We start from the raw sequence: 15,192 nt of genomic DNA, 5'->3' as shown, positions 1-15,192 counted from the left end.
TTATTTATCTTCCATGTTATGGTGATACTTTCATTATTTAGCTTGTGCTACTGTAAATCCGTAAGCACCCGCAATTCTAGTAGACATATCGTCTAAGGTTTGATTCGTGATATCCCAGAATCCATTATCTTTTTGCAATGCTGCTACGAAAGCGTTGATTTCAGCAACTGGTAACTGCGTAGTTCCGTTGGTACCTTGCGTAAAGCGCAATGAATATACGAAACCGAATCCTTCTGATAAATCGTGGAATGCTGCAGCCTTATCTTTTGGTAAATTATCTTTTCCTGCTTGTAAGTAGTATACTGCTCTTACAGCAATTACCTTAGAGATCGCTGCTTTAATGATAGCGATTTGCTTGTCTCTTAATGCGTAATCTTTAGCAACGATAGCTGCTCTACCTAATTTAAAAGCTTCGTAAATTTCTCCAGCGATTCCTTTAAAATCAGCATCACCTTCTACTCTGCTTAAGTACTTGTTTAAAAAGCTATCCGCTCCTAATTTTGGAGAAGCAGGATCCGCCTCATTTCCGTACAAGTATCCGTAAGCTTCGTCAAACTTGTGCTCCATAGTCGTGTAGTTAGTCCCTGAAGCTAAAGTTCCAGCATTGTTTTCTGTAACATTTTTACCTCCAGCATCTAATACCGCTTTTGATAGATAGTTGTTTAACATTTGATCTACCATCAAAGCTCCGATTAACGACTTTGCGAATGCTTGGTTGTACTCCAATCCTTTTGCATTTACGTAACGCGTAGATCCACCTCCATTTTCTTGGATTTTTCCAGCTTTTCCTTTCTCAGCATTAACTGCCCAGTTAGGATATACTTCTGATACTTGTTTTGCAATCCATCCGTCGAAATCTGCTTTGATTTTATTTGCCTCTGTAGTATTTGACGCAAAGTAATCTGCAGATGCTGCTGTTTTACTGCGAACATTTTTAGAAGATGCATTTAATTCTGTAGTAGAAAAATCATTTGCTCCTGCTGCATGAGCAAACATTTTATCCATTTTATCTTCCGTATTGGTAGATACTTTTAAGGCAGCTACTAATTCTTCTGCCATTTTAATACGAGTAGTTTGACCTGAAAAACTTACTGTAGTTTTCCCATTTCTCTCAAACTTGTAGGTTTTTGGAGCGACAACTCCTGGTGTTGGTTCTTCATTGTCATCTGAACATGACGCAAAAACTAAGGCAGATACTGCCAACATAGAAACAATTACCCTTTTCATTCTATTTAGATTTAGTTTTGATAAATATGACGCAAATGTAGTTAAGAATTGACTATTTGCAAATTTTATTTGGATTTATTTTAAACAACAACAACCCGCCAACATTCATACCTAATTATCAAACACTTATAACTAAAATCTTGCAATATTTATTTTTTTTGATATATCTTTAATAGTGAGTAACATATGAATGACTCTTCCCCCCATTCCAAAAATTGTGCTCATAATACGTCATCTAAAACACTATTATGAAAATGAGTAAAATCAACACCAATCCTAAAACTAACCAAGTTCTAAGCGATTCGTACATCGCAAAAGGTACTATCGGAAACACCAACCTACCCGGAGCAGCTATTGCCTATTTTTCGTTGGATATTTCGCAGCAAACAAAATCCGTATCTGGCGTTATTGAGGTATCACAACCCATTACCCAAAGCGTTATTAAAATCAACGTCGTTGGCGCTGTAAAACCCTCGATAACTAAACACGGTAATTCGCGTATAGAACTGATTGGCGAATTTGTCGTTTCTATCAATCCTCCGGCTTCAGGAACCTATTTAGAATACTTTACCGCCTATTTAGACATCGATGCAAACTGGCAAGGACTCGGGGGCTTTTCCTACGGAAAATACGAAGTCAACGATGTGCCTATTTCCCTACAACGCAAACTAAACACCGCCTAAACCACTACATATCAATCAACTCGATATAACAAACACTCATCTGTAAATTTTAGACACTCATGCCAATTTTTACAGATGAGTTTGGTTTAACAACTACCTTTAACCTAAACTAACTGAACATGACAAGCGCTACTACCCTAACGCCACCTGAAGCGGAAACTTCAAAGAGCACAAAGACGCAATACGGCATTTCGAAAAAAGTAATTACAGAATTACATCTCGAAATCAACAACATGCTGTCGTATGCCATATACAACGGAATTATCATCAACCCACAGGTAAATGCACTCATTCAAAACAGCAGTATTGACGACCTGTTAACCGCTCATAATTTGCTGGTTAAAAACGTGGCTCCTGCAACACCTAAATCTATTGAATTTACCAAAGCCTTGCGCAGTCAAGAAAAGGGTAAGTCCATTTTCAACAGGCTGCCGTTAGTTCGAAATTTGATACTTTTATCTTTAGGATTTTTAGCTGTTTTTATTGCCACAGGACTTTCCCCCTTGGTAAATGCCAAATCATTAAGCGAAGGTATCATGAATAATGACGGAATTCCTTTATTACTTAATGTAACTTTTTTGGCTTCTATTTCTGGACTTGGAGTATTGTTTTACTTATTAAAAAAAGTAAGTGATTCTATAAAAAACAGCACCTTGGTGGCCGAAGAATTTATTGCCTATGTCGCACAAATCATCCTCGGAATTATGGCGGGATTGATCATGTCAGAAATCATCTCTTTTTACAGCAGTGAAACCAAGGCGATCAGCCTGTTCAGCAAAAGCGTTTTGGCACTCATCGGAGGTTTTTCTTCCGATGCCATTTTCACCGTATTGCAAGGAATTATCGATCGCATCAAGTCATTTTTTACAACACCGATAATCGACAACTAACATATTTTAGGGGATGGGTAGGTACTTACAAACTAACACTTCTATTTAACGACAAAAAGATTTTAGTAACGTATCTACCCTAATTCCTAAAAAAAAGAACCTTATGAACAGACTACGACCATTCGTCGCCATGAGCATCCTATTAATCCTTGTAAGCTGTGCTAGTATACCGAAAGCGACCAGTACGCTATCTCGCGCAGTACTGGATCAATCCGCTGCCATGCATCAGCTAAACATCCAATTGGTGGAGCAATTGTTCACCGAAAAGAAAACGAGGTTACAACACTATATCAATACGGTATACACGCCTACGGCAGTTAAGAACTACATCGCATTGATTCCGGATGGTACCGATTATAAAACAGCACTACCTAACATCGTATCTAGTATTATACCTGTAATTGAACGTAAAAAAGATTCCTTAACGGCCTTATTAACACAGCGTGAAAACAATATCATTCGCAAACTGAATGCCAATTATGCCAAGTTCGTTCAAGCTGGAAACAGCCTACAAAATGTACTAGACACAGCAAACGAACTGAACCGTTCAGAGCAGTATCTACTGACATCCGTTGACAGCCTAACTGGAGTGCGTATAAACACAGAGGCTATTCGAAAGGACCTGGATCAGGTATTGACGAAAACAAGTGGCCTTTTTGGAAAACTGACTCCCTATGAAAACCTACTAAAAAAATAAGTATGAGTACTATTAATTGGCAAGCATTAGCAACACAAGCAGTAAACAACACGGATCAGAGTTTACACAAAGAATTGGCATCACTGACCACCGTAAACACCGATGCCATTACAGCGTTTATCCAAACCAGTAACATCGACACTACCGATGCCATCAAAGTCTTAAAGATCGTGGATGACGCCGCCTTGAGCAATGAAGAAAAAGCCACAGAAATCGGCACTATCAGCCATGGGATTAATTTTTTAACCGCATTGGCATCAAAAATACTCCATTAAAAACACGGCATAAAAAAAGGGCTACCGTTAAGTAGCCCTCTATAAGTTTATCTATTGCGTCGTTTTCTTCCGAATCCCGACGACTTATTTCCTCCTTTAAAATCGTCTCCACGCTTTCTACCAAATCCTTTCGATCCGCTAAATCCATCGCGTTTTGGTTTGCGTTTCCCGTCAAATCCGCCTGGTTTACCACCGCGACGTCTACGACGTGAACCTCCGCCACCTCTGTCGGTTTTGGTCACCTCTACATTTACATTTCTACCGTTAAACTCAGGTGTATTTGCTTCAAAACAATTCAAAGTTTCCGCTTCAAAATTCTTGTCTATTTCAAAGAATGAGAAGGTATCTAAAATATCAATCGCTCCGATTTCCACTTTTTCTCCTATCCCCTGCTCATTGATTAAGCCTATTAACTTCGCCGGGTTTAAACGATCTTTACGTCCTAAGTTAATAAAGAAACGTGTCATGTTTTCATCTGACGATCTTCCTCTAGAATTATCTCTTGACGATAAGTTATTTAAATCAGCTGCATTTTCGTAATACGATAAGAAGCTGTTAAACTCAACAGATACGAATTTTTTAATCAATTCCTCTCTACTAAGCTGCTCTAATTTTTCATAGATGCTTGGCAAGTACCCTTCAATTTCCGACTCATTTACCGTGGTGTTTTCCACTTTATCAATAAGGTGGAATAATTGACGCTCACAAATTTCCTTTCCACTTGGTACTTGGGTATGAATGAACTTCTTTTTTAAGATACGCTCTATTGGGTTTAGCCTACCGCGTTCCTTTTTAGTTACCAAGGCAATTGAAACCCCTTTGTTCCCAGCACGTCCAGTACGACCACTACGGTGGTTGTAATTTTCGATCTGATCTGGTAATTTGTGGTTAATTACGTGGGTTAAGCTATCCACATCTAAACCTCTTGCTGCTACATCCGTAGCAACGAGCATTTGTATGTTCTTTTTGCGGAATTTTTCCATTACACTATCACGCTGTGCCTGCGAAAGGTCACCGTGTAGTGCATCTGCATTGTATCCGTCTTTAATTAAATTGTCTGCAATTTGTTGCGTTTCTCTTCGCGTTCTACAGAAAACTATCGCGTAAATTTCTGGATTTACATCGGCAACGCGCTTTAATGCCGGGTAACGAGTTTTTTCTGTTACTAAATAGTACTCGTGACTTACATTGTCAGAACCTTGATTTTTTTGCCCCGAGGTAATTTCCGTAGGGTTGTTCATATAATTTTTAGCAATAGCTTCTACTTCACGTGGGAAGGTTGCTGAGAACAATAAGGTTTGTTTATCTGCAGGAGTAGCTTCAAGCACTTTGTCTAATTCGTCCTTGAACCCCATGTTGAGCATTTCATCAGCTTCATCGAGTACCAACCATTTTACGGTTCCTAATTTCAAAGCTCTTCTACGAATAAGATCAACGGTTCTACCTGGTGTTCCTACTACGATTTGTGCTCCTCTCTTCAACTGTTTAATTTGCTGCTCAATATTAGCACCACCGTAAACGGTTACCGTTTTTAGTCCTGGAATATACTTCGAAAAATCATCGATATTCTTTCCAATTTGTACGGCTAACTCTCTAGTTGGTGATAAAATAATTGCTTGTGTATCGTCGCTATTTTCATCGATTAGCTCGATGATCGGCAAACTAAAGGCTGCAGTTTTACCCGTTCCTGTTTGGGCAAATGCCTTAAGATCCTGATCAGAATCAATAATTTGCGGGATAGCTTTTTCTTGGATAACTGTAGGGTTTTCGTACCCTAAATCCATCAAGGCCTTGTTAATAGACTCTTTTAAGCCTAATTCTAAGAATGTTGACATGTTGTGAATTTAAACGAATTCACAGACGCCCCCCCATGAATCCTTATTATTAATACTTTTACCATCTCCGAAGAGATTTTTGGACCGCGCAAAAGTACGTTAAATAAAGGAACTGTAAAGCTTTATTGCTATTTTTTTTGCAATTTATCTAATTGAAGCTCTATATCACTGGCAGACATCGTACTAAATCCGTTTTCTATCGCTCCCTCTTCGTCTACCAATATCAAACGCGGGAAATTACTACTCAAAAATTCATGAGCACCACTCTCTTTTGGCAGTTTATACTGGTGTTTAATAGGGATACTTTTAAAGTATTTAGCTTTGTTATCTTGATGAACAATCACAAAATTTAGTTCTGGGAACTTTTTTACAAGGTAATTGAAACGTGCAGAAACGCTCTCTGTTGAAGAATAGTAGCGGTTATTGAAGTAAACTACCGATTTTTTCCCTCCGATTAGCTTGTGAATATCTTCCCAATCTCCCGTAGGTTTTTCAATCTTAAAACTCGATAATTTAGTTTTATTCTTCGCCAATTTCATATCGTTTACTAAGCGCTGGATTTTTTTCTTATCTTCTATACTCGAATTTAACTTAAAAAACGTGAAAAAAGCCTTCGTAAAATCTTCTCCTTGGCGTCGTTTGGTAAAGTTATAGGCCATCGTTCTATACAGCACCGTATTTTTTACCACTTCATCTTGTATACTTTCATCGATATTGTGCAGCAAATCGATCACAAATCCTTCCGTACCACTTTCCAAGCCTTTTAAATAGGCCTCGTTGTAGAGTTTCCCTATCACGTAGCGGTAATACGGTCCGTAAAACACGAGTGAATCTCTTTTTATATTGATATCATCGCGAAAGTCATAGTATTCATTGCCAAAATAATCTCCTGGCTTTTTATGGCAATTGTTGGTAGCATAAGACTCCATATTGGAATACAGCGGATAATTCAAGGCGATATTTAACACATCGAGGAATCCTTTAGAAGTATCCTTGAACTCCTTTACATACGTAGCTACAATCGTTTCTTTGACAGCGAGCATGGAGTCCATTCGGCGTTCGTACGCATCGTATTCTAATCCATGGCTCTGCATTAAAAACTTCTCGTCCTCTTCGTGTTTGAGAAATGCTTCTATCAACAAATTATTTCGCTGTGCATTCTTCCCGCTAAACACTAATGATTCGTCAAAATCCCAAGTATTTAATCGAAACATCAAGCTATCATTGGGCTCGAGATACACGTATTGGTGCTCTGGTCCATGTTCAAATACATACAATCCTTCTCGCAAATTATCGTATTTCCCCAAAAAGCGATTCTCTTTGGTCAGTGTTAAGGTATCTCTAAACCCTTTGTTATCTGATAGAATAACATGGCACCCTTTAGGATGAATAATTTTACCTCCAAAATACGTAAAGTCGTCTTTTTTAGTTGAATTACATCCAATTAAGCTACATAAAAATAAGGGTACTAAATATTTTGTCATACAGTTTGTTTTCCGCACAAAAGCACAAATCAAAAATATAAATCACTTCACAACTAAGCTGTTAATTCGTTGTTAAAAAGGATTTAAAAATCTGCCAAATTTATAACCTTAAATATTTCTATCCAAATTCTTTTAACCGTCATATATTTTTTACTTTTGCAGCGAATTTAAAAATTGTATACATGTTATCAGTTTCTAACTTATCGGTTCAATTTGGAAAACGCATATTGTTCGATGAAGTAAATACAAAATTTACCCAAGGTAATTGTTACGGTATTATTGGTGCCAACGGAGCGGGTAAATCTACCTTCTTAAAGATTTTATCAGGAAAAATAGACCCTACCTCTGGACAAGTACACCTCGAACCGGGGAAACGTATGTCTGTATTATCACAGGATCACTACGCTTTTGATGAGTTTCCAGTATTGGAATCAGTAATCATGGGAAATAAAGATTTGTATAAAATCAAGAAAGAGATTGATGCACTGTACGCTGATTACACGGATGAAAACGCTGAGAAAATTGGTGAATTACAAGTACAATTTGAAGAAATGAACGGTTGGAATGCGGATTCTGACGCTGCTGCCATGTTGTCTAACCTAGGTATTAAAGAGGATTTGCATTACTCTTTAATGAAAGACTTAGACGGTAAGCAAAAAGTACGTGTATTACTAGCACAGGCTTTATTCGGAAATCCTGACGTTTTGATTATGGATGAGCCTACCAACGACTTGGACTTTGAAACCATCGCTTGGTTGGAAAACTTTTTAGCCAACTACGACAATACTGTAATCGTAGTATCGCACGACCGTCACTTCTTAGACGCCGTATGTACGCATATTTCAGATATTGATTTTGGAAAAATCAACCATTTTTCTGGTAACTATACCTTTTGGTACGAGTCGAGTCAGTTAGCGGCAAAACAGCGCGCTCAACAAAATAAGAAAGCGGAAGACAAGAAAAAAGAATTGGAAGAGTTTATCAGACGATTCTCTGCCAACGTAGCAAAATCTAAACAAGCTACTTCTCGTAAAAAGATGATCGAGAAGTTAAATGTAGAGGACATCAAGCCTTCTAGCCGTAGATATCCTGCCATTATCTTCGATCGCGATCGCGAAGCTGGAGACCAAATTTTAAATGTTGAAGGATTGTCAAAAACGGATGCTGAAGGAGTATTGTTATTTGATAATATCGATATCAACCTCAATAAAGGAGATAAGGTTGCCGTGATTTCTAAGAACTCAAAGGCAACTACTGCCTTTTACCAAATAATTGCGGGTAATGAAACCGCCGACAAGGGAACATACAATTGGGGAGTTACCACTACTCAGTCGTACTTACCTGCCGACAACTCGGAATTTTTCCAAAATGGAGAGTTAAACTTAGTTGATTGGTTACGCCAATACGCGACTACTGAAGAGGAGCGTGAAGAAGTATTTTTGAGAGGATTCTTAGGAAAAATGATTTTCTCTGGTGAAGAAGCATTAAAAAAGAGTAATGTTTTATCAGGAGGAGAAAAAGTGCGTTGTATGTTGTCGAGAATGATGATGACCCGTGCAAACATTTTGAAGCTTGACGAGCCTACGAACCACTTGGACTTAGAATCTATTCAGGCATTGAACAACTCATTGATCAACTTTAAAGGAACCGTTTTGTTTACTACCCATGATCACGAGTTCGCTCAAACAGTAGCCAACAGAATTATTGAAATTACACCTAAGGGAGTGATCGATAAATACGCAACTTTTGACGAGTATTTAGACGACCCTAAAATCAAAGAACTACGCGAAAAAATGTACGCGTAATACTACTAAAAAAAGGAGCCTTTCTAGGCTCCTTTTTGTTTTTAGCTATACCCAGTAATTTATAATTGTGCCTGCGTGATTTAGTTACTAATTAGCTTATACCATAATGGCTTTTACGTAAACCTGCCTTGAGTTACCGTTTTTACATTTAGTCGTCTTTCCTGCCTATATTGGTGATATGAACATCGTCCTTGCTCATCGTTTTACACTTTCCGAGCTGTATTTTTTGTGCGTCTTGCTTAACTAGGTTCTAAAGCTCGTGTTTCTGTCCATAAATCCATTTCTGCATGATAGCTTAAGCCTTTTTTAACCTCATAAACGCTCTCATTTTTGGTTAAATATTTATGTTAATTCAATGACGAAACTTATATTCGTGTACCTGAAAAATTGTTTTACTAGAAATAATACTCAATATGAAAATATCAAGACTATCAATATGGGATTTTTATCTGTAAAGGGTACTAGCTTTCATGTATCTCATTTTTATCTACCCAATCTTTTCATCCTTTTCTTAGCCGCTGTTTGGGGATTTTATCTTCTAATTAAACGCTTGAATATAAAAATCTCTAAAGGGACTTTTTACACCTATGTTACGTTAACACTTCTCGGATTAGTTCTAGTTTTTTTCCCTACTATTTTTGTTATCGAAGTTGAACACCTATTTGAAGTAAATTCGATTATGGAAATTGGGATATTCATCATCGCTTTCTCTCAACTTTTTCTTCTTATTAGTCTGTTTAAAGGGTATTCAAAACTGGTTAAATAAATCGAAGAACCTCATTTCAAATTAAGCGTTCTATACAACAAACATCACAAAAAGGCACATAATTTTCATTAAACATCACTTCAGTGTAACCTCTTTCGCACCTCATTGATAATCTAATAGTATATTTTTCTCTAATCCATACGAGGTATATGGGTTGGTCATTTATGGCACACTCTTCCGTCTCTAATTCATATTGCTTAAGTGTTCTTCATAAACCTAATCATTCATAGCCTTAAATAAAATATAAACTACTCTAATATAAATAGCAATTAATTACAATCAGTTACTATTTCAAAGATAAATCTACTTTTCGGTGCAAGACTGATCATTCTCCTACAAATGGGACAGTTATTTAAGTTAAAAAAGGACCTAATGGTATAACAATTAATTTAATGAATATTCCCACCAAAACAACCGTAGCTTACTACCTTATTATCAAGAATTTAGATTACCCGATTTAATTGCTTTATAACACCAATAGAAGGTGCATGCAACTAAAAAGAGTATCAAAATTAAACTACGTTTTAAAAGTTCTTTTCTTTTATTTTTTTCTTTTAAATCTAAAAACAATAAAACTATATATAAAAGAATTGCTAAAAAAAAAGTTACTACCAAAGACCATCCTAATAAATTAGGGGTATATAGCCCCATAGTCATATTATGAGGTAATAAATATATTACGAAAGAATATATCAAAAGAATATAAAATGATAGGTTTAATTTTTTTATTAAAAGTTTCATGTTTATTTTTGATTTTTATTAATTGCATCCCAAATCACTTATAGGTTTTTCTCCCTTTAAAACAGATTTTACTTTATTCCAATCTGGTCTATTTCTTATTGGAGATGTTCCCACTGCTCTACCACTGTTATTATCAACAAACCTTTGTAATTTATCTTGAAAGCTTCTCCATAAATTATCAGCTCCAATGAGAGGGTTTCCTCCCGTAAAAAAATAAGCAATATTCTCTATTATATTAGAATCAATTCGATCAACACCTCTTACAAAAAAATTATACGTCCCATTAGCCAATCTTTCATAACCAAATTGTCTAGTACCACTAACAGGATGATTTCCCGCATATGGCGCATTCATCGTTTGAAAGTACCAATAATCATTTTGATATTCAGTACAAATTACAACCCCATCATCACCTGGTATATCAATATAAATCATGGCTCCTAATGGATTATTAGAATTCCAAAGGTTTGTCTCTTGTGCACATATACTCTGAATTTGGCAATAAGGAGCAAAGGTAGACCCTGAGACAAAATTGTTGAAATCTCTCCTCATATAATCTAAAAGCTCATCAGGAGTAAATCTTTGCCCTGTACTTAGATTAATAGGCAACGTAACTATATTCACTCCAAAATAATCCATATTAACCATGGTTCCATTAGCATTTTCCAACTCTTGAATATAAAAATCATTAAAAGTTCCACTTGGAAGACTTTTAATTTTTTCAACCACACTTTGAGGTGCTTGGTGCTGCGCCAAATTTTGCCAATGTACTATTTGATCACAATCAATATCCACTAAAGCAGAGCAATCATTAGCTATTAATTCTTTAAATTCTATAAACCGATCCAATCTTACACTTGAAATATGATTTCTTATTGTTATAAATTCATCTCTAAGCACTAAATCTTCAAAATCAATTCTTAAAAAACTTCCGTCATTACTTACAAACTTAAAAGTATTTCCTAGATATGCATTCGTAACGCTTGCATTTATATTGAATTCATTCGCCTCAAAAAAGGCTCTAATTACACTTCCTTCAAATGCAACATTAACATTATCTTTCAATAATTCTGCCAACACATTACCGAAGTTGGTAATTCCCTCTGTTATAGCCTGTTGATTAAAACTAAATTGTAGCGCTCTATCAGGGTTAGTAGCATCTTGAAAAAGTGGCGTAGTTGCTGATTTAAGTAAATTTGCATCTAAGGGAAGGGTATTAGTATCCTGAAATCTATTTAGTAACCAATTGATTCCGTTATGGGAGAACCTAGAAAAGTTATTAGCTTTAAAATAATCAATTACTTGTTGTTTTAAATCAGGTCTGGCATTTAAAAAATTAACGTTTCTAGTACCGAGTCCTTGAATTGCTTTTTCTGCTAGCGCATCTAGTGAATTTGTAGAATTTAACAGTTTATCTATATAATTTCTTTGAGCTTCTAAACACGTAGGAATATCCATATAAGTAGGCTGTGGACCTGGAACATAAATACGGCATTTGTTTGCCAATAAATGTTGACCTCCTCCTCTATTTCGCCTGGCATAATCTTCTATATTAGTGGGCGTTGCTTTATCAATACCATAAAAACTTGCAAATTGCGTTGGAAGAATATAAGGAGGTGATAAATATTTTTTTATATGCTCGTAATTCAAGAAAAACTGCATTAAATTTAAACGATCCCAATCATTAAATCCGTTGTAATAATCGTTTTTAAGATTTAATACATAAGTTTCAAAATTAACATCCCCAGGTAAAGCTTCAATTTTTCTAACAATAGTAGTATTTACGTGTTTTTCGGAGATGAGAAATTTAAGATAATCAGTATGTGTCGCTGTATAATTGTTTAGTACACTCACGCTAGTAATATCCGCTAAAGATGTTCCATTGATATACATAAACGGAATTCCTGAATTATGAATATTTCCTGATTGTATTTCTGCTCTTCGAATTTCAAATGCTTTTAAATTCCCAATATTATAAGTAACTTTTTTCTCACCATCATTGATTAAACGATAGTATTTACTTCTTGGAGCCCTAGAATTTCGATAAATATGATCTCTTTCTGTTCTTAAAAACACATCGTTTTTAGCCTCATCATAACTTGTATAGGATCTGTTATATTTTTTCTCCAAATGTTTCTTTATAAGGTCTAACTGTCTTCTGTACCATCTATCTCTCTGTGCGTTTATTTGAGCTTCATGTAAAACAGCTCTGTTGTGTATAGCTACTGTAAAACTATTATTCCCCCAAGTAAAAGAAAAATCTTCTAATTCACCATTTCTTCCTAACGGAGCTTTTAAATCTTGAATCCTGTCAAAATACTGAAACTCATCACCTCTAAAATACTCAAGCTCTTCTGTTTGCCCGAAAGTCAAAAACGAAAAGAGCACAAAGAAAATCCATGTAATTGTGTTTATGTTATTTTTCATAGATTATTTTTTTACAATAATTCTCGTTTTTCTTTCATTATTGATGGTTACTGATACCACATAGGTCCCTTTTTTTAGATGACTCCCTTCAAAAAAGTAGCTATGCTTGCCCGTTAACTGATCTTCTCTTTGACATACTACAGAACTTTTTGCTCCATAAATATCAGTTACTCTAACCTCTACTGTACTTGGGTTTTCAAGGGTGTATGAAATAATTAAATCGTTTACAAATGGATTAGGATATAATTTAATACAGTTTTCTTCTTGAGTTGCCAGTGCTTCTAAAATATCATCAGAAATTTCATCATCAGTATTGGTAAACTGTTGCTTCTTTTCTATTACAAATTTCATTGGTGCTCCAACCTCATTAAATTCTTTAATAAAACTATCTAAGTTTCCAATTAAAACAGCGGTATTCCCTACTGTCTTCTTTGTTAAATTTCCTGAAATAATTTCATAAGAAAGTTTATTGGGAATTGTTTCTAAAAAAGAAGTATGGGGCATATTAAAACTTAAATCATCAAAATCAATAGCGTTTTCAATAATATTAAAATATCCTTCCACTTTTTGTTCTCCTATTGTTAACATATATGTTGCAAAAGCTTCATCAGTTTCGCCTTTGAAATTAATAGCAATAGGAACTTTTTGCTCAATGTGCTTTCCGGACCAATCGTATTTTAAGAGAACTCCTGACCATTTACCAATAACATCGCCCTCTGTAATATTCTCGGTTGGTTGATTTGAATCCTCATTATTTTCAATTTCTTGGTATTTACTCTCTGAGTCATTGATTGTATTCTCCGTACTTCTCGTGTTACTTGGTTGATTCTCAAAATTTGCTCCTAGGTACTGATTCGCTTTTGGTATATTTTTTTCAACACCATACCCATGATAATAACAAATCCCTAACCAATATTTTGCCATAGGGTAGTTACTTTTTTCAAACCAATGTATTGCTTGCTGATAGTCTTGCTGGATATTTCCTAATCCTTTGAGTGATAAATATCCTAAACTATAAATAGCCTTTTGATTTCCTGCCTCTGCAGCTTTTTTAAACCACTTCTTAGCCTTTGTAAGATTTAAATCACATCCTTTGCCATATTTATACATAGCTCCTAGATCTCCAGCGGCTATCATATTTCCTTGCTCTGCCGACTTCTCAAGTAATTTATATGCTTTTTCATCGTCCCTTTCACTCCCACTTCGCAAATAAAATCTTGCCATTAGCAGTTGGGCTTTATCATCTCCTTTCTCAACACAAGGAGTTAAATACTCTGTAATTTTAAGAGTGTTTTCTTCACTATTGTCGTTTAGCTTCAAGTAATACAAAGCTTCCCTAAAATTGAATTCACAGTCCAACTGTTCTTGCGCTTCTAACTCTAGCATCGGTATTAATAGACCTACGAAAAAAGGGATAAAAGTATTCGTTTTTTTCATTTTTATTTCAATTTATCTTTTGTCTTCTAGCTTAAAGAAAATAATAATTCACCAAAATTAGTAGTAGCATGATATAACTGGTAAATCATTGGCCTCCTGCCAATAAGCCCATGTTTTACTTTATTCAAGATATTCGTTAGATTTTACCCTTTTGTAAGCCTTCTTTATCTAATGTCACAATTCGAAATACCGTAACACAATGTGATTTTAATTTAAAATTAGCCGTAGTCTTGCGAGTCTGAAATTGGAGCGCCCATAATTACATTGTGAAACTCTAATTTTTCTTATTTGTTTTAAAATTTATCGCCAGGAAATATATAAAGTAAGTCAAAGGATTTAATAGAGTTCTCTGATGAATTGTAGTAATTGGAACATTTAAACATTTAGTTCAAGGCTGCTATAATGTTAACTTCATTACAATAAAATGTTCTCATTTTTCATCAATAATAGTCACTCCTAGTTACTAGCGATTTTTTTATTTTCTTTTAAGTTTGTCCTTGCTTTTGGCAATAGCCTCATCGACAAGTTCAATTCCTGTAACTTCTATCCGTGTTTGTTTTTCTAATACGATGGATCGGACGGTTTTTAATTCTTCCAAAGTGGCGAAGTCTGGTGCTAGTAATTGTTCCGCTAAGCCTTTTAAAATTGGATCATGTGCAGCTGCCAACACTCCCCAAACCATAGCTTTTATTTTGTACGAATCGTCTTCTCGAAACTTTTCAGCATAGTAAATTCCCAATACCCTAATAGCGTCTGAGTGGGCTTGATGTGCCGCCTTGAGCAAATACTTTTCTGCCAAAGCATCTCTGTTTACGGTTACCCTATGACTAAAATAACAATATCCCAATATGTACTGGGCTTCAGCCTCTCCATCATCGGCAAAGGACTTTAACAGGTAAACGGCTTTTTCGCAATCCATGTTTTT

The 15,192-nt window shown here is 35.6% G+C and carries 11 protein-coding genes; 5 read left to right on the top strand and 6 right to left on the bottom strand.

The features are described 5' to 3' along the window. Positions 1-33: 33 nt before the first annotated feature. Complete coding sequence (locus ACKTS5_RS08850; protein WP_408043507.1) at positions 34-1,227, bottom strand: DUF4856 domain-containing protein; 1,194 nt, start codon at positions 1,225-1,227, stop codon at positions 34-36. 248 nt (positions 1,228-1,475) lie between these two features. Here ACKTS5_RS08850 and ACKTS5_RS08845 point away from each other — a divergent pair, with 248 nt between their 5' ends. From ACKTS5_RS08845 to ACKTS5_RS08830, 4 genes are all read left to right on the top strand, one after another. Next, positions 1,476-1,910 carry a DUF1842 domain-containing protein gene (locus ACKTS5_RS08845; RefSeq protein ID WP_408043506.1) on the top strand — a complete coding sequence of 145 codons (435 nt, stop codon included), beginning with the start codon at positions 1,476-1,478 and terminating at the stop codon, positions 1,908-1,910. 119 nt (positions 1,911-2,029) lie between these two features. Then, on the top strand, positions 2,030-2,800 hold the full coding sequence (locus ACKTS5_RS08840; protein ID WP_408043505.1) for a hypothetical protein: 771 nt from the start codon (positions 2,030-2,032) through the stop codon (positions 2,798-2,800). Positions 2,801-2,903: 103 nt separating this feature from the next. Next, positions 2,904-3,497: a hypothetical protein gene (locus tag ACKTS5_RS08835; protein WP_408043504.1), complete on the top strand. Its 594-nt coding sequence runs from the start codon at positions 2,904-2,906 to the stop codon at positions 3,495-3,497. A gap of 2 nt (positions 3,498-3,499) precedes the next feature. Next, complete coding sequence (locus ACKTS5_RS08830) at positions 3,500-3,772, top strand: hypothetical protein (protein WP_408043503.1); 273 nt, start codon at positions 3,500-3,502, stop codon at positions 3,770-3,772. A 47-nt stretch (positions 3,773-3,819) separates the two neighbouring features. On the opposite strand, the gene ACKTS5_RS08825 is transcribed toward ACKTS5_RS08830, so the two are convergent. Beyond that, entirely contained in the window at positions 3,820-5,607 is a 1,788-nt protein-coding gene (locus ACKTS5_RS08825; protein ID WP_408043502.1) for a DEAD/DEAH box helicase, read from the bottom strand. Positions 5,608-5,735: 128 nt separating this feature from the next. After that, positions 5,736-7,091, bottom strand: coding sequence for a hypothetical protein (locus tag ACKTS5_RS08820; protein WP_408043501.1), 1,356 nt, complete (start codon positions 7,089-7,091; stop codon positions 5,736-5,738). 182 nt (positions 7,092-7,273) lie between these two features. On the opposite strand from ACKTS5_RS08820, the gene ACKTS5_RS08815 reads away from it, so the two are divergent. Beyond that, a complete protein-coding gene (locus ACKTS5_RS08815) occupies positions 7,274-8,896 on the top strand; it encodes an ABC-F family ATP-binding cassette domain-containing protein (protein WP_408043500.1) in 1,623 nt (540 codons plus the stop codon). 1,525 nt (positions 8,897-10,421) lie between these two features. Here the strand turns inward: ACKTS5_RS08815 and ACKTS5_RS08810 are convergent. The 3 genes from ACKTS5_RS08810 to ACKTS5_RS08800 all read right to left on the bottom strand — a co-directional run bounded on the left by ACKTS5_RS08810 (position 10,422) and on the right by ACKTS5_RS08800 (position 15,186). Continuing rightward, complete coding sequence (locus ACKTS5_RS08810; protein WP_408043499.1) at positions 10,422-12,830, bottom strand: hypothetical protein; 2,409 nt, start codon at positions 12,828-12,830, stop codon at positions 10,422-10,424. A 3-nt stretch (positions 12,831-12,833) separates the two neighbouring features. Further along, a complete protein-coding gene (locus ACKTS5_RS08805; protein ID WP_408043498.1) occupies positions 12,834-14,267 on the bottom strand; it encodes a T9SS type A sorting domain-containing protein in 1,434 nt (477 codons plus the stop codon). A 475-nt stretch (positions 14,268-14,742) separates the two neighbouring features. Further along, positions 14,743-15,186 (bottom strand): SEL1-like repeat protein, encoded by a 444-nt coding sequence (locus ACKTS5_RS08800; RefSeq protein WP_408043497.1) that lies wholly within the window; start codon positions 15,184-15,186, stop codon positions 14,743-14,745. Between the last annotated feature and the right edge of the window lie 6 nt (positions 15,187-15,192).

Origin of the sequence: Tenacibaculum litopenaei (assembly GCF_964514025.1) — a bacterium.
Lineage (GTDB): Bacteria > Bacteroidota > Bacteroidia > Flavobacteriales > Flavobacteriaceae > Polaribacter > Polaribacter litopenaei.
Note: the sequence above shows the minus strand (reverse complement) of the source record. Positions and strands in the feature narration are given on the sequence as shown.